Origin of the sequence: Streptomyces sp. B93 (assembly GCF_018070565.1) — a bacterium.
Classification (GTDB): Bacteria; Actinomycetota; Actinomycetes; order Streptomycetales; family Streptomycetaceae; genus Streptomyces.
Genome location: NZ_JAGPXL010000039.1, coordinates 49554 through 65848, shown reverse-complemented (window position 1 = coordinate 65848; position 16295 = coordinate 49554). Strand labels below are relative to the sequence as shown.

At 73.3% G+C, this 16295-nt stretch carries 15 protein-coding genes; 5 read left to right on the top strand and 10 right to left on the bottom strand.

Annotated features, from left to right (window positions below):
• Window positions 1-65 precede the first annotated feature (65 nt).
• Window positions 66-1205 (bottom strand): glycerate kinase, encoded by a 1140-nt coding sequence (locus KBY47_RS28370; RefSeq protein ID WP_210925907.1) that lies wholly within the window; start codon window positions 1203-1205, stop codon window positions 66-68.
• A gap of 155 nt (window positions 1206-1360) precedes the next feature.
• Here KBY47_RS28370 and KBY47_RS28365 point away from each other — a divergent pair, with 155 nt between their 5' ends.
• Window positions 1361-2449 (top strand): ADP-ribosylglycohydrolase family protein, encoded by a 1089-nt coding sequence (locus tag KBY47_RS28365; RefSeq protein ID WP_210925897.1) that lies wholly within the window; start codon window positions 1361-1363, stop codon window positions 2447-2449.
• On the opposite strand, the gene KBY47_RS28360 is transcribed toward KBY47_RS28365, so the two are convergent.
• Window positions 2391-3167 (bottom strand): Sir2 family NAD-dependent protein deacetylase, encoded by a 777-nt coding sequence (locus tag KBY47_RS28360; protein ID WP_210925895.1) that lies wholly within the window; start codon window positions 3165-3167, stop codon window positions 2391-2393. The genes KBY47_RS28365 and KBY47_RS28360 overlap by 59 nt on opposite strands.
• Before the next feature lie 83 nt (window positions 3168-3250).
• Here KBY47_RS28360 and KBY47_RS28355 point away from each other — a divergent pair, with 83 nt between their 5' ends.
• Entirely contained in the window at window positions 3251-3451 is a 201-nt protein-coding gene (locus KBY47_RS28355) for a type II toxin-antitoxin system VapB family antitoxin (protein ID WP_210925893.1), read from the top strand.
• 13 nt (window positions 3452-3464) lie between these two features.
• Here KBY47_RS28355 and KBY47_RS28350 read toward each other — a convergent pair whose 3' ends face one another.
• Window positions 3465-3956 (bottom strand): NUDIX hydrolase, encoded by a 492-nt coding sequence (locus tag KBY47_RS28350; RefSeq protein WP_210925891.1) that lies wholly within the window; start codon window positions 3954-3956, stop codon window positions 3465-3467.
• Window positions 3957-4046: 90 nt separating this feature from the next.
• On the opposite strand from KBY47_RS28350, the gene KBY47_RS28345 reads away from it, so the two are divergent.
• Complete coding sequence (locus tag KBY47_RS28345) at window positions 4047-4778, top strand: hypothetical protein (protein WP_210925889.1); 732 nt, start codon at window positions 4047-4049, stop codon at window positions 4776-4778.
• A complete protein-coding gene (locus KBY47_RS28340) occupies window positions 4703-5299 on the top strand; it encodes a hypothetical protein (RefSeq protein WP_210925887.1) in 597 nt (198 codons plus the stop codon). Before KBY47_RS28345 ends, KBY47_RS28340 begins: the two co-directional genes overlap by 76 nt.
• On the opposite strand, the gene KBY47_RS28335 is transcribed toward KBY47_RS28340, so the two are convergent.
• From KBY47_RS28335 to KBY47_RS28325, 3 genes are all read right to left on the bottom strand, one after another.
• Window positions 5264-5773 (bottom strand): methylated-DNA--[protein]-cysteine S-methyltransferase, encoded by a 510-nt coding sequence (locus KBY47_RS28335; protein WP_210925885.1) that lies wholly within the window; start codon window positions 5771-5773, stop codon window positions 5264-5266. The genes KBY47_RS28340 and KBY47_RS28335 overlap by 36 nt on opposite strands.
• 12 nt (window positions 5774-5785) lie before the next feature.
• Entirely contained in the window at window positions 5786-7258 is a 1473-nt protein-coding gene (locus KBY47_RS28330; RefSeq protein ID WP_210925905.1) for a DNA-3-methyladenine glycosylase 2 family protein, read from the bottom strand.
• Window positions 7259-7319: 61 nt separating this feature from the next.
• Window positions 7320-9263, bottom strand: a complete 1944-nt coding sequence (locus KBY47_RS28325; protein WP_210925883.1) for a heavy metal translocating P-type ATPase — start codon at window positions 9261-9263, stop codon at window positions 7320-7322.
• Window positions 9264-9320: 57 nt separating this feature from the next.
• On the opposite strand from KBY47_RS28325, the gene KBY47_RS28320 reads away from it, so the two are divergent.
• On the top strand, window positions 9321-9689 hold the full coding sequence (locus KBY47_RS28320; RefSeq protein ID WP_247695351.1) for a metalloregulator ArsR/SmtB family transcription factor: 369 nt from the start codon (window positions 9321-9323) through the stop codon (window positions 9687-9689).
• Window positions 9690-9719: 30 nt separating this feature from the next.
• Here the strand turns inward: KBY47_RS28320 and lpdA are convergent, their stop codons facing one another.
• The 4 genes from lpdA to KBY47_RS28300 form a co-directional block, all read right to left on the bottom strand.
• On the bottom strand, window positions 9720-11141 hold the full coding sequence (gene lpdA / locus KBY47_RS28315) for a dihydrolipoyl dehydrogenase (RefSeq protein ID WP_210925881.1): 1422 nt from the start codon (window positions 11139-11141) through the stop codon (window positions 9720-9722).
• Window positions 11142-11277: 136 nt separating this feature from the next.
• Complete coding sequence (locus tag KBY47_RS28310) at window positions 11278-11610, bottom strand: DUF6343 family protein (protein WP_210925879.1); 333 nt, start codon at window positions 11608-11610, stop codon at window positions 11278-11280.
• A 16-nt stretch (window positions 11611-11626) separates the two neighbouring features.
• Window positions 11627-12052: a CBS domain-containing protein gene (locus tag KBY47_RS28305; protein ID WP_210925877.1), complete on the bottom strand. Its 426-nt coding sequence runs from the start codon at window positions 12050-12052 to the stop codon at window positions 11627-11629.
• 66 nt (window positions 12053-12118) lie between these two features.
• The gene (locus KBY47_RS28300) at window positions 12119-16054 is read right to left on the bottom strand and encodes a glycoside hydrolase family 2 TIM barrel-domain containing protein (protein WP_210925875.1); all 3936 of its coding nucleotides are present in this window, start codon (window positions 16052-16054) and stop codon (window positions 12119-12121) included.
• Window positions 16055-16295: the final 241 nt, after the last annotated feature.

Sequence of the window (16295 nt, the reverse complement as noted above, 5' to 3'; positions counted from 1 at the left end):
GTCTGGGGGCGGCAGCCCCCAGGGACGGGACGGGTAGGGGCGGCGGGGGCGAAAACCCAAGGGCCTCAGCCCAGAAAGTCCCGAGCGATCCCCTCAGCCACCCGCTCCAGAATCGGCCCGGCGTCCGCGATGCACTTACCGACATCCGGCTCGACATCCGTCAACGGATACGCCCGCCGAATCCCCGCCCGCCCCAACGCCTCCGGCGCGAGCGCGAGCCGCCCGCACACCGCGACGACCTCCTTGCCCGCCGCCCGCGCCGCCGCGGCAACCCCCGCGGGCGCCTTCCCGTGCAGCGTCTGCTCGTCGAGGGACCCCTCACCCGTGATGACCAGCCCGGCCCGCTCAAGCGCCGCTCCGAACCCGAGGACGTCGAGCATCACCTCGATCCCGGCCCGGAACCGCGCCCCGAGCAACAGCGCCCCGTACCCGATCCCGCCCGCGGCCCCCGCCCCCGGCGCCAGCGCGTACTCGGCGGCCCGGTCCCCGAGGTCGGTGCCCTCCAGCACCTTGACGAAGCGCCCGAGCGCGGCGTCCAGCGCCGCCACGTCGTCCGGCGAGGCCCCCTTCTGCGGCCCGTACACGGCGGGCGCGCCCTTCGGCCCGGTCAGCGGATTGTCGACATCGCTGGCCAGCACCAGCTCGACACCGCCCAGCCGGGGATCGAGCCCGGACAGATCCGCGCTGACCACCTCGGCCAGCCCGCCACCCCCGGGCGGCACGGGCGCACCATCCCGGTCGAGGAACCGCGCCCCGAGCGCGGACAGCATCCCCGCGCCCCCGTCCGTCGTGGCGCTCCCGCCGACCCCGAAGACGATGGTCCGGGCGCCCGCGTCCAGCGCGGCCCGCAGCAGCTCACCGGAGCCGTACGTGGACGCGGTCAGCGGCGCGAACACCCCGGCGGGCAGCCGCTGCAACCCACTGGCCTCGGCCATCTCCACGACCGCGGTACCGTCGCGCAGCGCGAACGCCGCGACGACCTCGTCCCCGAGCGGCCCGGCGACCCGCGCCTCCCGCCGCTCGAACCCGGCCGCGAGGGCGGCGGCCACGGTGCCGTCACCGCCGTCGGCCACCGGCAGCGCGGCGATCTCCACGTCCGGCGCGACCCGGCGCAGCCCGGCCGTGACCCGCTGGGCGACCTCCACGGCCGTCAGCGAGCCCTTGAACTTGTCCGCGGCGATGAGCACCCTGCGCTCCCCGTCCACTGCGTCCGCCACCTGGCATTCCCCTCGCTCTTCGAGCCCTGCGCACATCAGGCACGTCAGGGCAGTCGCGCCGCTGCGACCCTAACCGGCGCCCGCCCCCGCCGTCATGCCCCTGCCCGACCTGTGGAACGGGCGGAAGTGGGTAGACCGACCCCATGACCCCCGCACCGCCTCCGGACCTCGCACAGCGGCTCACCGACCGCGTCCTCGGCGGCTGGCTGGGCCGGATCGCGGGCAACATGCTCGGCAAGCCGGTGGAGCAGGGCGACCTGTGGACCCGGGACCGCATCGACGCCTACCTGCGCCGGACGGACGCCCTCCCCCTCACCGACTACCTTCCCGAGCCGCCCGCCGACATCGCCCCCAGCCTGCGCCCCGAGTGGCGCGAGTGCGTCCGCGGCCGGATCCACGGCAGCTGCCGTGACGACGACATCGACTACGCCGTCCTCGGCCTGGACCTCCTGGAGACCCACGGTTTCGCCTTCACCACCGAGCAGGTGGGCGACCTGTGGCTGCTGCGCCTGCCGTACCTCCAGACGTTCACGGCGGAACGAGCGGCGTACCGCAATCTCACCAACGGCCTCAGGCCACCCCTGACGGCCACCCACGCCAACCCGTACCAGGAGTGGATCGGCGCCCTGATCAGGGCGGACATCCACGGCTGGACGAACCCGGGGGAACCCCGGCAGGCCGCGGCCCTGGCCCGCCGCGACGCGGTGCTCTCCCACACCGGCAACGGGGTCTACGGCGCCATGTGGGCGGCTGCCCTGATCGCGGCGGCGTTCACGGCACCCTCCGTCCGCGCCGCCCTGGACCAGTCCCTGACGGTGATCCCGGCGAGCAGCCGCCTGACCCGCACGGTACGGCGGGTCGCCTCCCTGCACGACACCGGCATGAGCTGGGAGGACACCCTGACGACGGTGCTCGCCCAGACGGCGGGCCTGGGCTGGATCCACACCGTCCCCAACGCCGCCGTCCTCACCGCGGGGCTCCTCTACGGCGACGGCGACTTCACCCGCACCATCACCCTGACCGTCCGGGGCGGCCTCGACACCGACTCCAACGGCGCGACGGCGGGCTCGGTGGCCGGCGTCCTGACCGGCGCGGCGGCCATCCCGCCGCACTGGACCGGCCCCCTTCAGGACACGGTCCGCAGCGCGGTCTTCGGCTTCGACGGGGTGCGGATCAGCGAGCTGGCGGCCCGGACGGCGGGGTTGGCCCGGGTGCCGGTGCCGACTCCCTGACGAGCCTCCGCAGCAGCGCCGGCAGCGCCGTGCCGATGGGCTCCCGTACGACCTCGTCGGCGATCTCGTCGTACGGCGTCGGCTCGGCGTTGACGATGACGAGCCGGGCGCCGTGGTCGGCGGCGACACCGGCCAGCCCGGCGGCGGGCTGCACTTGCAGGCTGGTCCCCACGGCGACGAAGACCTGGCAGGCCTTGGTGATGGCGAGGGCATCGCCCAGGACCGCCGGGTCGAGGCGCTCACCGAACATCACCGTCGCGGACTTGAGGATGCCGCCGCACTCCAGGCAGGCCGGATCGTCCTCACCGGCGTCGACCCGGGCGAGGGCGTCCTCCATCGAGCCCCTGGCACCGCACCGGGTGCACACCACGCTCCGTGCGCTGCCGTGCAGTTCGAGGACCTTGCGGGCGGGCATCCCGGCCTCCTGGTGCAGCCCGTCCACGTTCTGTGTGATCACCCGCACCGGCACCCCGGCCCGCTCCAGCTCGACCACCGCCCGGTGCGCGGCGTTGGGCTCGACCCGGAGTGCGCGGGTCTCACGCCGCAGCAGCCAGGAGCGGCGCCGGATCTCCGGGTCGCCCATGTAGTACTCGTACGTCACGAGCTTCTCGGCGTCGGGGTCGCGCCGCCACAGCCCGTTCGGTCCGCGGTAGTCCGGGATGCCGGAGTCGGTGGAGACACCGGCACCGCTGAGGATGGCGACCAGGGGCTTGTTCATGACGCCGAGGTTAGGACGAGCCAGGCCGGGCCGGCGAACAGATTTCCGAGCCGGAACGCGATCACGGGTGCTAGGGTCCGCCCATGGCCAAGGTCACCATCTCGCTGGACGCCGATCTCGTCGTGGAAGCCATGGTGCTGTCCGGTGTGGGCAGCCCGCAGGACGCGGTCGAGCTGGTCGTGCGGGACTACATCGAGCGCGGGCACCGGACAGAGGCGCGGGTCGCGCGGCGCGACGAGGCGCTGCGCGAGGTGGACGTCAAGCCGCGCGACATCGAGCACTGAACCGGGGTCCCGGTCAGCCGACCCGGTCGCCGTTCTCCAGTTCCACCGCGCCCGCCCCGGACTCGACGACGTCGAGGGCGGCCAGGACGCGGCGGCCCAGGGCGCCCGGCAGGTGGGCGGGCAACTCGGCGCGGGGTACGAGCCGCCAGGACAGCAGTTCCTCCTCCTGGAGGCGGATCGCCTTGAAGTCGTCCTCGCCGAGCACGCCACCGTCGTACAGGTAGGCCACGATGGGCGGTCGGCCCGGCCCCTGCACCCAGTCCACCGCGAGCAGCCGTCCCGGCTCCACGTCGAGCCCGATCTCCTCGGCGGTCTCCCGGCGTGCCCCCTGGCGCGGGGTCTCCCCGTCGTCGGACTCGACCGTCCCGCCCGGAAGGGCCCACCCCTCCCGGTAGTTGGGCTCGACGAGCAGCACCCGGCCCTCCGCGTCGCGGAACAGGGCGGCGGCACCGGCGAGGACGCGCGGCAGACCGGCGATGTACGTGGCGTAGTCAGCAGTGGTCACGGGGGAAGGGTAACCAGCCGGAGCCGCCGCCATGTCGGGGCGAGCGGACCGGGCCGAACGGTGTGAACTGGCGTGCCTCATAATCCTCGCGTGTCCGAAACCGTCGTCCCGATACCGTCCGGCTCCGTCCCCGAGGGAGCGCGCGCCTGGTCGTCAGCAGACGCCGCCCTGTGGGCCGAGGCGGGTCCCGCGTCCTGGGCGCGGGCCGTGTGGTCCGTGCCCGCGCTGCTGGCCGCCGTCGTCTGGGTGATCGCGGAGGCGCCGGTGCCGCCGTGCACCGACGCGGCTCCCTGCGGCCCGGACTGGGTCGGTCTGGCGGAGGTGGGCCTGTTCGCGGGGCTGCTGCACTGGCTCGTTCGGCTTCCCGAACTCGTGCTGGGCGCGGCGCCCGTGCTGGCGGGGGCCGTGCTGTGGGCGGAGGTGCCGGACGCCGAGGGGGCGTACCTGGCCGCGAACCTCGCCGTGCTCGCGGCGCTCGCCTTCGGGTGGGCCGGGGCCCGCGAGCGGGTGGCCGCCCGGTCCCGGCAGCGGGGGCTCGCCGAGCGCGCCGCCGGAACGCGGCACCCGCTGCCGGAACCGCTGGGCCCGCTGCCGCGCGGCAGACTGCCCCTGGGCGCCGGGCTGGTCCTGTGCGCTGTGGCCGTCGGTGCGGTCCTACTGGCGCTCAGCGGCGTCCGCGCGGACGAGCGGCGGGCCGAGCGCGCCACGCGATCACCGCCGAGGTCGTCGACCCCGGCGAGGAGACCGTGGTCAGGGCCGGTGAGCGGCGTCTCACCGTCGAGACCGGCTACCCCGAGGACTACCCCGTCGGCAGCACGGTGACCGTGCTGGAGGACGGTGACTGGCGGCGCCTGGCGTCCGAGCCGTACGACGCCTTCGACTGGCAGTTGCTGCTCCTGGTCGCCGGGCTGCCTGGCCTGTCCCTGCTCACGACGGGCGCCCTCGCCCGCCGCCGGGCCGGTGCGCTGCGCCGCGCGCCGGTGCCCGCGCTGCGCGTGCTGGAGCATGTGGACAGCCGGGGCGTCACCTGGGTCCACGCCGCCGACGACACCTCCCGCCGCACGCCGCTGTTCAGCTGCCCCACCGTGGCGGCGCCGCCACCGGACGACGGTCCCGCGGCCGAGACCGCACACGACGACCAACGCCCGGCGCTCGACCGGCGGTTGCACGAGGCGGTCCTGCTCGGTGCCCCGTACGACGGGGGTGAACTGGTCGTGGTGACGACCGACCGGGACGGGCGTCCGGTCGTCACCCACACCGTGCGCCCCGTCCGGGCGCACCGGAGCGGCGGATGGTCCTCGTGGCGGTCAACTGCCGCCGAAGGCTTCAAGTTGACGCCCTGACCCCGCCCCGCGCTCGAAGTCCAGCAGCCTCCGCTTGCGCTCCAGCCCGCCCCCGTACCCGGTCAGGCTGCCCGTCGACCCGATCACCCGGTGGCAGGGGACGATGATGCCGACCGGGTTGCGGCCGTTGGCCAGGCCCACGGCGCGGGAGGAGTTGGGGTTGCCGAGGGTGGTGGCCAGGTCGCCGTAGGTGCGGGTCTCGCCGTAGGGGATCTGGCGCAGGCGGTCCCAGACGGCGCGCTGGAACGGGGTGCCGTTCAGGCGGAGGGGGAGGGTGAACTCCTTGAGGCCGCCCGCGAAGTACGCCTCCAGTTGTTCCTCCGCTTCGGGGAAGGGGGCGTCGGAGCGGGGGCCGAAGGTCTCCTCCGGGGGGCGGTGGCGCTGGTCGGTCATATAGAGGCCGCAGAGGACGCCGTCCTCGGCGACGAGGGTCAGGGGGCCGTAGGGACTGTCGATGATCCTGTGGTGCTTCATGGGCTGGGTTCCTCAGGTGGGCAGGAAGTTGATCGGGTGGTTGTCGGTCGCCCACAGGTACTGGACGGCGTAGGCCCGCCAGGGACGCCAGGACGCGGCTCGCGCCGTGAGCGCCGCGGGCGTCGAGGGCAGGCCCAGTTCGCGGGCGGCGCGGCGGATGCCGAGGTCGGTGGGGAGGAAGGCGTCGGGGTCGCCGAGGGCGCGCATGGCGATGACGTCGGCCGTCCAGGGGCCGAAGCCGGGGAGGGAGAGGAGCCGGGTCCGGGTCTCCTGCCAGTCGCTGTCCACGCCCAGGCTGACCGCTCCGGAGGCGAGGTGGGCGATGAGGGTGGTGAGGGTGCGGCGGCGGGTCGCGGGCATGGCCAGCGACTCGGGGTCGACGGACGCCAGTGCCGTCGTCGAGGGGAACAGGTGGGTCAGGCCGCCCTCGGGGTCGTCGACGCGTTCGCCGTGGGCCTGGACCAGGCGGGCGGCGTGGGTGCGGGCGGCGGCCGTGGAGACCTGTTGGCCCAGGACCGCGCGGACCGCGAACTCGGCCTCGTCGGCGGTGCGCGGGACCCGGCGGCCGGGGGACTTGTCGATCAGCGGGGCCAGGAGGGGGTCCGTGCGCAGCTGGTCGTCGATGGCGGTCGGGTCGGCGTCCAGGTCCAGCATGCGGCGGCAGCGGCTGATGGCGACGGGGAGGTCGCGCAGGTCGGTGAGGGTGAGGCGGCAGGCGATGTGGTCGGGGTGCGGGGTGAGGGAGGTGATGCCGTGGCCGTAGGGCAGGCGGAGGGTGCGGCGGTAGGCGCCCGCGCGCCACTCCTCCACGCCGGGTACGGCGGTGGCGGCGAGGTGGCCGAAGAGGTTGTCCGGGTTGAGCGGGGCACGGAACGGGAGCCGGAGGGCGAGGGTGCCGGGGGTGCCGGACGGGGGCCGCTTGGGGGTGGTGCGGGTGCGCAGATCGGTGGGGGTGAGGGCGTAGACCTCGCGGACCGTGTCGTTGAAGGTGCGGATGGAGGCGAACCCGGCGGCGAAGGCGATCTCCGCCATGGGCAGTTCCGTCGTCTCGATGAGCAGGCGCGCGGTCTGGGCGCGCTGGGCGCGGGCCAGGGCGAGGGGGCCCGCGCCGAGTTCGGTGAGGAGCTGGCGTTCGATCTGCCGGGTGCTGTAGCCGAGGCGGGCGGCGAGGCCGGGGACGCCGTCGCGGTCGACGGTGCCGTCGGCGATCAGCCGCATGGCGCGGGCCACCACGTCGGCGCGGTGGTTCCACTCGGGTGAGCCGGGGGTGGTGTCGGGGCGGCAGCGCTTGCAGGCCCGGAACCCGGCCTGCTGGCAGGCTGCCGCGCTCGGGTGGAACACCATGTTGTGCGGCTTCGGCGCGACGACCGGGCAGCTGGGCCGGCAGTAGATCCCGGTGGTCAGGACCGCCGTGTAGAACCAGCCGTCGAAGCGGGCGTCCTTGGACTGGACGGCGCGCAGACAGCGTTCGGTGTCGGTGTGCATCCCCTTGTGCATGCGTCCAGCATCGGGGACGCGCCCCGGCCGGGCTGGCGGGAATCCGACATCAGCCTTCGCCGGCCTCGGACGCGGTGCTCCCCCGCCAGGCCGACTCGCGCAGCAGCCGCAGTCCGTTCAGGCCGACCAGCACGGTCGAGCCCTCGTGGCCCGCCACGCCCAGCGGCAGCGGGAGGTGTCCGGCGAGGTCCCAGGCGACGAGGACGGTGATGAAGGTGCCCGCGATGACGAGGTTCTGCACGACCAGACGGCGTGCGGTGCGGGAGAGGCGGACCACGGCGGGGACGGCGGTGAGTTCGTCGCGTACGACGACGGCGTCCGCGGTCTCCAGCGCCAGGTCGGAGCCCGCGCGGCCCATGGCGACGCCGGAGTGGGCGGCGGCGAGGGCGGGCGCGTCGTTGACGCCGTCGCCGACGAACAGCACCTTGCGGTGGGACCGTTCCAGCTCCCGTACGGCGTCGACCTTGTCCTCGGGGAGGAGGTTCGCGCGGATGTCGGTGATGCCGGTGGCGGCGCCGACCTGGGCGGCCGTGGTGGCGTTGTCGCCGGTCAGGAGGACGGGGGCGGTGCCCGTGAGGGCGGTGAGTGCGGCGGTGGTCGCGGCGGCGTCCGGGCGGAGGCGGTCGGTGAGGGCGAGGGTGCCGACGGGGGTGCCGTCGCGGGTGACCTCGATGACGGTGGCGGCGTCCGGAGAGGGCCGCGTCGCCCGGCCGACCGTCACCCGCTGCCCGGCGACCGTCGCGGTGACACCCCGGCCGGGGGACGCGGCGAAGTCCTCCGCGGGGGGCAGGCGCAGGTCGCGGGCGCGGGCGGCGGCGACGACCGCGCGGGCCAGCGGGTGCTCACTGGGGTGTTCGGCCGCAGCGGCCAGGGCGAGCAGCCCGTCCGCGTCGAGGCCGGAGCCGGGCAGCGGGCGTACGTCCGTCACCTCGGGGGCGCCCTCGGTGAGGGTGCCGGTCTTGTCGAGGGCGGCGGTGTCGATCTCGCCGAGGCGTTCCATGGCGACGGCCGACTTCACCAGGACGCCGTGGCGGCCCGCGTTGGCGATGGCCGAGAGCAGTGGCGGCATGGTCGCGAGGACGACCGCGCACGGCGAGGCGACGATCATGAAGGTCATGGCGCGCAGCAGGGCGTCGTCGAGGTTCTCGCCGAAGGCGAGCGGGATGCCGAAGACGGCGAGGGTGGCGATGACGATGCCGATCGCGTAGCGCTGTTCGATCTTCTCGATGAAGAGCTGGGTGGGCGCCTTGGTGCGGGACGCCTCCTCGACCAGGGTGACGATGCGGGCGATGACGGAGTCGGCGGGGTCGCGGTCGACGCGGACGCGCAGGGCGCCGGTGCCGTTGAGGGTGCCCGCGAAGACCTCGTCGCCGGGGCCCTTGACGACGGGGAGGGGTTCGCCGGTGATGGTCGCCTGGTCGGCCTCGCTGGTGCCGTCGAGGACGGTGCCGTCGGCGCCGATGCGGGTCCCGGGGCGGATGAGCAGGATGTCGCCGACGGCGAGGGCGGCGGTGGGCACGGTCTCCTCGCGGCCGTCCGCGGTGAGCCGGGTCGCCGTGGTGGGGGCGAGGTCGAGCAGACCGCGCACGGAGTCGGCGGTGCGGGCGGTGGCGAGGGCCTCCAGGGCGCCGGAGGTGGCGAAGATGACGATCAGCAGGGCGCCGTCGAGGACCTGGCCGATCGAGGCGGCGCCGAGGGCGGCGACGATCATCAGCAGGTCGACGTCGAGGGTCTTCTCGCGCAGGGCCCGCAGTCCTTCGAGGGCGGGCTCCCAGCCGCCGGTGACGTAGGCAGCCGCGTACAGGGGCCCGTACGCCCAGGCCGGGAAACCGCCGAGGTCGAGGGCGAGGGCGAGCAGGAAGGCCAGCAGCGCCGTGAGCGCCCAGCGGGCCTCGGGCAGGGCGAGGAGCCGGGTACGGCGGCGGGGGGCCACCCGGGCGGCGCGGGCGGGGGCCGGGTGAGGGGCGAGAGTCACTGACACGCCGCACACCATACAGGAACACTTGAAGACTCGTTCATGTGTTCATCTACGACCGGTAGGATACCGGTCATGGGTCATGGAGCCGTCACCGCAGCGCAGGACACCGCCGGCCGGGTACGCCTGGACGAGGGCAACGCCGCGAAGGTGGCGACCACGCTCCAGGCCCTGTCCACCCCCTCCCGGCTGCTGATCCTCGCGCGACTGCGCGAAGGACCGCTGCCCGCCACGGAGTTGGCGGCGGAGGTCGGCATGGAGCAGTCGGCCTGCTCGCACCAGCTGCGGCTGCTGCGCAACCTGGGCCTGGTGGTCGGCGAACGGCGCGGCCGTTCGATCGTCTACGCCCTGCACGACCACCACGTCGCCGAACTCCTCGACCAGGCGGTCTACCACGTGGAGCACTTGCGGCTGGGGATCAGCGACGCGGCGGAGCAGCCGTAGGAACTCCCGGCTGCGGGAGCAACTCCCCGGCTAGAAGTTGATCATGTGGCCGGACAGGCCGTGGACCGCCTCCTGGATCGCCTCGCCCAGGGTCGGGTGGCCATGGACGTTGCGGGCGACCTCGTGGACCGTCAGGTCCCACTTCTGGGCCAGGGTCAGCTCGGGCAGCAGCTCGGTGACATCGGGGCCGATCAGATGGCCGCCGATCAGCTCGCCGTACCTGGCGTCGCTGATCAGCTTCACGAAGCCGGTGGCGTCGCCCAGGCCGTGCGCCTTGCCGTTGGCGGTGAACGGGAACTTCGCCACCTTCACGTCGTAGCCGAGGTCACGGGCCTGCTCCTCGGTGTAGCCGAAGCTGGCGACCTGCGGCTGGCAGTAGGTGGCGCGCGGGATCATCACGTAGTCGAGTTCCATCGTCTCGGCGTCCGCGATCGTCTCCGCGGCCACCACCCCCATCGCCTCCGCCGCGTGCGCCAGCATCAGCTTCGCGGTCACGTCGCCGATGGCGAAGATGTGCGGCACGGACGTACGGCAGCGGGCGTCCACGTCGATCGCGCCGCGCTCGGTGACCCGGACGCCGGTGTTCTCCAGGCCGTAACCGGTGACGTTGGGCGCGAAACCGATCGCCTGGAGGACCTTGTCCGCCTCCAGCACCCGCTGCGAGCCGTCCTTTGCGGTGACCGTGACCCGGACCTGGGGGCCGGACTCGTCGATGGCGTCGACCCGGGTGGAGGTGAGCACGTCGATGCCCAGGCGGCGGTACTGCTTGGCCAGCTCCGCCGAGACCTCCGCGTCCTCCAGCGGGGCCATCCGGTCCAGGAACTCGACGATGGTCACCCGCACGCCGTAGTTGTTCAGCACGTACGCGAACTCGACGCCGATCGCCCCGGCGCCCGCGATGACGATCGACCCCGGCAGGTCCTCGGCGAGGATCTGCTCCTCGTACGTCACCACGCGCGCGGTGCGCTTGGTGCCCGGGAGCAGCTTCGGGGTGGCGCCGGTGGCGATGACGCAGTGGTCGAAGCCGATGGTCCGGGTGGAGCCGTCGTATCCGGCGACCTGGAGGGTGTGCGGGTCGAGGAAGGTGCCGCGGCCGTCGAACTCGGTGATCTTGTTCTTCTTCATCAGGAAGTGGACGCCCTTGACCCGGCCGTCCGCGACCTTGCGGCTGCGCCGGAACGCCTCGCCGTAGTCGAAGGTGATGGGGCTGTCGGAGCTGATGCCGAAGGTCCTGGCCTCGCGGGTGACGAGGTGCGCCAGTTCGGCGTTGCGCAGCAGGGCCTTGGTCGGGATGCAGCCGACGTTCAGACAGACGCCGCCCCAGTACTTCTCCTCCACGACGGCGACCCGCTTGCCCAGCTGGGCGGCGCGGATGGCGGCGACATAGCCGCCGGGTCCCGCCCCGAGGACCACGACGTCGAAGTGCTCGTCTCGCTCGTCCTGCTCGTCCATGCGTGTGGGGTCCCTTTCGGTACGGCGGGAGCGTCTGGCCAGGAGTCGTGCGTGCCGTGCGTACGGCGCACCAGGAATTCTTTCGTCCCGGCCTGCTCCTCGCCACACCGGTCACTGTGATGTGCCGCGCACGGCGTCAGCGGCCCGGCGAGCCCCGCTCGCGGCGCGTCCGGCGCAGTACGACCGCCCCGTCCAGGGCCGCGATCAGCGCGAGCACGCCGCAGCCGACGGCGAGGCCGGTCAGCACCCCGCTGCCGGGTGAGTCACCGGGGCCGGAGCGCGCAGCCCAGACGGCGAAGCCGACCGTCGCGGCGACGAAGAGGGGCAGGAAGACGGCGGTGAGCAGCAGCCGCAGGCGCAGGGCGCTCTGCGCGGTGGCCGGTTCGGTGCCGGTGCGCGGGTGGTGACGGCCGTAGGCGCCCGAGCGGGAGCGGGGCACCGGCGGGCGGGGCGGGCGCGGACGGGACATACGGGCCTCGGCGGGGTCAGTGGTTGGGGGCGGCGCGGCTGATGTCGGCCAGCGCGGAGTGCGGGTCCTCGGTGGCCGCGAGGTCGCCGAGGCTGACCACGCCGACCGGGCAGCCGCCGTGCTCGACGACGGGGAGCCTGCGGACCGCGTACCGGCGCATCAGGTCGATCGCCCGGTCGGTGGTGTCCTCGGGGGTCAGGGTCACCACCGGGGGACGGGTGCAGACCGAGCCGACGGTGGTGGCCTCGGGGTCGCGGCCCTCGGCGACGGTCCGCAGGGCGATGTCACGGTCGGTGAGGACGCCGAAGAGGTCGCAGTCGTAGGCCACCAGGACCTCTCCGACGTCCTGTTCGCGCATCACCCGGGCGGCCCGCGCCACCGTGGTCATGGGTTCCACGGCGGCCGCTCCGGGCGACATCAGGTCACGTATCTGCCGGGTCATGCGGGCCTCCCGTGCGCGCGCTGGGCTGTCGCCTACGGAGTACCGCGTACGGCCCGTCGCACACCGCTATCCGGTCACCTCCTCCCCGAGTCCGGTGGGACGCCGGGCGAGGCGCTGTGCCTCATTGACGTCGGTGAGGGGGCGGAGCCGGTAGGTGTAGGCGTAGTCGCGGTCGGCGAACAGCTTGTACTCGTCGTGCGTGTGCGCGCCCCAGCTGTTGTCGCCGCCCACCCCCATCTGCCGGTGGTTCAGCCGCAGCACGACCTCCTCGCGCGGGGTGAGCTGGTAGTCGTGACGGGCGCCGACGGACAGGTCCTCCGGGGTGAAGCGGGAGGCGTTGACCTCCAGCAGGGGGCCGCCGGGCGGGGCGCAGGCGAGCAGTCCGGCGCCGTCGCGGCCGGTGAGCGCGACCCAGCGGACGTCGGTCTTGTTGCCGTTCTCCTGGGGGCGGATGTACGGCGTCCACTGCTCGTCGACCGTGCCGGAGTACCGGCCGACGTCGGTGCCGTCGTTGCGGTCCCAGTGGTTCTCCTCGGGGCCACGGCCGTAGTAGTGCAGGTGGCTGAGGCGGCCGGGGAGGAGGAGCAGGGTGCCGACCTCGGGGATGTAGGGAAGGGTGGCCGCGCCGGGGCGCAGGGTGTTGTCGACCTTGATCTCGGCGTTGCCGAAGACCGTGTACGTGGTGGTGTAAGCCGACCGCGCGGTGGTCGGCAGGGTGCCCTCGACCGTGATCTCGACGGCCCGGTCCCCCAGCGCCCGCACCCGTACGTCCGTCACCTCGCGCCGGGCTCCGGCGTCCCGCCAGGTCTGGTTGCGGGTGTGCTGGCCGTTGCCCCGGTCGTTGTCGGTGGGCGCCCGCCAGAAGTTCGGCGCGGGCCCCGACTCGATCAGCCGCGTCCCCCGGGCCTCGTAGGAGGTGATCACACCGCTGCGCTTGTCGACGGTGACGGAGAAGTCCCGGCCGCGGACGGTGACCGCGCCCTCGCCGTCGTCGTAGGTCAGCGTGGGCACGCTCGACAGCGGTACCGGCGTCACCTCCGGCGCCCCGGAGTCCAGGGGCAGCTGCCGTGCGGCCACCTCGAAACCGGCCCGCGCCCAGGGGGTGGGCTCCTTGGTGGTGAAGGAGAGCCGCAGGAAGGCCTCCGCGCCGGGCGCCGGGTCGTCGGGCAGGCGTACGGGGAGGGTGATGTCCTTGCTCGACAGCGGCGGCAGGTCCAGCTGGCCCCGGGTGAGCCTGCCGTGCCGCACGACCGCCCCGTCCACGGCGAGTTCCCACTTGCCGTCGAACTCGCGGAGGCTGGTGAACAGGTACTCGTTGGTGAGGGTGACGGCGACCGCGTCGCGGGTGGTGCCGTCGGTGGCGAGCCGGGCGTCGATGGCCTGGTGGACGCGTTTGATCTCGGCGGCCTTGCCGGTGTGCCGCCGGTCGGCGGTGACGATGCCGTCCGCGCCGAAGTTGCCGTCGTTGGGGTTGTCGCCCCAGTCGCCGCCGTAGGAGAGGAACGTCCTCTCCCGTGGCCGGCGCTCGGTGTGTCCGACGGTCGCGGCGTCGAACCAGAACCGCACGGCCTCGTCGTCGGGGCCGCGCCCCCCGGCGGCCAGTTCGGCGGTGGTCAGGGCGCGGGCGTGGACCCGGGCGCGCCGGATGGTGCCGCTGAACTCGCGGCTGGGGTTGTCGGCGTCGGTGCCGAGGGCGAGCGGGGCGGTGGTGGCGCCGGGGCGCCGGGTGGTGGTTCGGGTGGCGCGCACCGCGCCGTCCACCCAGAGGGTCAGCGTGCCCGCCTCCTCGTCGAAGACGCCCGCGATGTGGTGCTCGGTGCCGGTCCAGTCCCCCGGCAGCGGCCAGCTCGCGGTGATCCACTGGCCGCTGTCGTGGATGAAGAACTCCAGGCTGTTGTTGGTCTGCTTCAGGGCGTACTGCGTGTCGCCCTTGGCGAGGACGGGCTGGTGGTAGCCCGTCACCCGGGGCGTGATCCAGGCCTCCAGGGTGAGCGAGCCGGTGAGGTCGAGGCCGGGGTCGCGGGCGAAGACGGTGCCGCCGGACACGCCGTGCTCCCGGTCGAAGGTGCCGCTGGGGGCGAGGATCTCACCGCGCAGTCCGAGCGGCCCGGACTCGGTGAGCAGGGTGCGGGCGGGGGTCGGCCAGGTGAGCGCCTGGTCCATGAAGTCCCAGATCCAGCCGCCCTGGAGGACGTCGTGACGGCGGACGACGTCCCAGTACTTCCTGAAGTTGCCGTTGGAGTTCCCCATCGCGTGGGAGTACTCGATCATGACGTACGGGCGGGTGTCGGCGGTGTCCCGCGCGCGCTGTTCGACGCGGGCGGGACTCTCGTACATCCGGGAGCGGATGTCGCTGACGCCGGGCCGGTCGTCGCCCTCGTACTGGATGACGCGGGTGGGGTCGTAGGAGCGGATCCAGTCGTGCATGGCGGCGAACGTGCTGCCGCCGCCCGCCTCGTTGCCCAGGGACCAGATGACGACGCTGGCGTGGTTCTTGTCTCGGTGGACCATGTTCTGGGCGCGGGCCACGCACGCCTCGGTCCAGTCGGCGTGGTCGCCGGGGTACTCGCCGCGGATGCCGTGGGTCTCCAGGTTGGTCTCGTCGACGAGGTACAGGCCGTACTCGTCGGCGAGTTCCAGCCAGAGCGGGTTGTCGGGGTAGTGCGAGGTGCGGACGGAGTTCATGTTCAGCCGCTTGATGATCCTGATGTCCTCGACCATGTCGGCGCGGGTGAGCGCGATACCGCGGTCGGGGTGCATCTCGTGCCGGTTGGTCCCTCGGAACGACACCGGCTTGCCGTTGATGCGCATCAGCCCGTCCCGCAGCGCGAACTCCCGCAGTCCCACGCGGTGCGAGAGGGTCTCGATCACCTTTCCGGCCGGGTCGCGCAGGCGCAGCACGGCGGTGTAGAGGGTGGGGTGCTCGGCCGACCAGAGGCGGGGTCCGGGGACGGGCCGCGCGGCCTGGACGGTGGTGTCCTCGCCGGTCGCCCCGATGTCGACGTGCTGGCGCAGGGGGCGGGGCCAGACGGGGTGGCCCTGGTCGTCATACAGCGTGGTGTCGACGGTGTACCGGCCCACGTCGCCCGCGTACGACCGCACGGTCGCCGTCACCGACAGCTCGGCCGCCGTGTGGTCGTCGCTCAGCGGAGTGTCCAGCCGGAAGTCGCGCAGGTGCACCGGCGGCGTGGAGTACAGGTAGACCGAGCGGAAGATACCGCTCAGCCGGATCATGTCCTGGTCCTCCAGCCAGTCGCCGTCGGAGTAGCGGTAGACCTCGACGGCGATCTGGTTGGTGCCCGGTCTCAGGCGGTCGGTGATGTCGTACTCGGCCGGGGTGAAGGAGTCCTCGCTGTAGCCGACGAGTTCGCCGTTGATCCACACGTAGTGCGCCGACTTGACGCCCTCGAAGTGCAGGAACGTCCGCCGTCCCGCCCAGTCGCGCGGGACGGTGAACGTACGGCGGTACTGCCCGACGGGGTTGTAGCGGGTCGGGGCCGCGGGCGGACGGGGTTCCTCGCCCAGGCCGTTGGGGCCCCAGTACGGGTAGGTGATGTTGACGTAGACGGGGAAGTCGTGGCCGTGCAACTGCCAGACGGAGGGCACGGGGATGGTGTCCCAGCCGCTGTCGTCGACGTCGGTGCGGTGGAAGTCGGGGTCGCGGTCGTCGGGGCGGTCGGCGTAGGCGAACCTCCAGGTGCCGTCGAGGCTCAGCCGGTACGGGGAGCGGGTGCGGTCGGCCGCCAGGGCCTGGTCGAGGTCGGCGTACGGCATGAGCGTGGTGTGCGGGGGCTCGGTGCCGACCTGGAAGAGGGCGATGTCTCCGTTCCACTCCGGGGTGCCCTGCGCCCGGGGCAGGCCCGGCGGGCGGGCCGCGGCCGACGGGGCGGACAGGGCCAGGGCGCCGAGGACGGCGGCTCCCCCTTCGAGGAGCCTGCGGCGGCTGACGACGGGACGCTCGGTGGGGGTGGTGTGAGGGCGCGTGGGGTGCGGGTGCGGCATGACCGTGTCCTTCCCTGGACGAACAGTGCGCTGCACGGGCTGAGAGCGGCTCAGCTCACAGACGGCCCACCCTAGAACTCCGAACACAAACGAATCAATTACCCCGTCGGACTTTGTGTGGTCTTGATGGAGCAGGCCAGAGGCGGCCGGATTCCGCCCCTGTCGACGCCATTGACATGGGCTTCCGCCACTTGGAGACTCCATACCGCCAGGTACTTGAAGATTAATTCACCTGGCGAAC

Excerpts from the sequence above, each read along its gene's own strand:
- KBY47_RS28365 (WP_210925897.1), top strand. The coding sequence starts at position 1,361 with ATGACCCCCGCACCGCCTCCGGACCTCGCACAGCGGCTCACCGACCGC.
- KBY47_RS28360 (WP_210925895.1), bottom strand. The coding sequence starts at position 3,167 with ATGAACAAGCCCCTGGTCGCCATCCTCAGCGGTGCCGGTGTCTCCACC.
- KBY47_RS28355 (WP_210925893.1), top strand. The coding sequence starts at position 3,251 with ATGGCCAAGGTCACCATCTCGCTGGACGCCGATCTCGTCGTGGAAGCC.
- KBY47_RS28335 (WP_210925885.1), bottom strand. The coding sequence starts at position 5,773 with ATGAAGCACCACAGGATCATCGACAGTCCCTACGGCCCCCTGACCCTC.
- KBY47_RS28330 (WP_210925905.1), bottom strand. The coding sequence starts at position 7,258 with ATGCACACCGACACCGAACGCTGTCTGCGCGCCGTCCAGTCCAAGGAC.
- KBY47_RS28325 (WP_210925883.1), bottom strand. The coding sequence starts at position 9,263 with ATGGTGTGCGGCGTGTCAGTGACTCTCGCCCCTCACCCGGCCCCCGCC.
- KBY47_RS28320 (WP_247695351.1), top strand. The coding sequence starts at position 9,321 with ATGGGTCATGGAGCCGTCACCGCAGCGCAGGACACCGCCGGCCGGGTA.
- lpdA (WP_210925881.1), bottom strand. The coding sequence starts at position 11,141 with ATGGACGAGCAGGACGAGCGAGACGAGCACTTCGACGTCGTGGTCCTC.
- KBY47_RS28310 (WP_210925879.1), bottom strand. The coding sequence starts at position 11,610 with ATGTCCCGTCCGCGCCCGCCCCGCCCGCCGGTGCCCCGCTCCCGCTCG.
- KBY47_RS28305 (WP_210925877.1), bottom strand. The coding sequence starts at position 12,052 with ATGACCCGGCAGATACGTGACCTGATGTCGCCCGGAGCGGCCGCCGTG.
- KBY47_RS28300 (WP_210925875.1), bottom strand. The coding sequence starts at position 16,054 with ATGCCGCACCCGCACCCCACGCGCCCTCACACCACCCCCACCGAGCGT.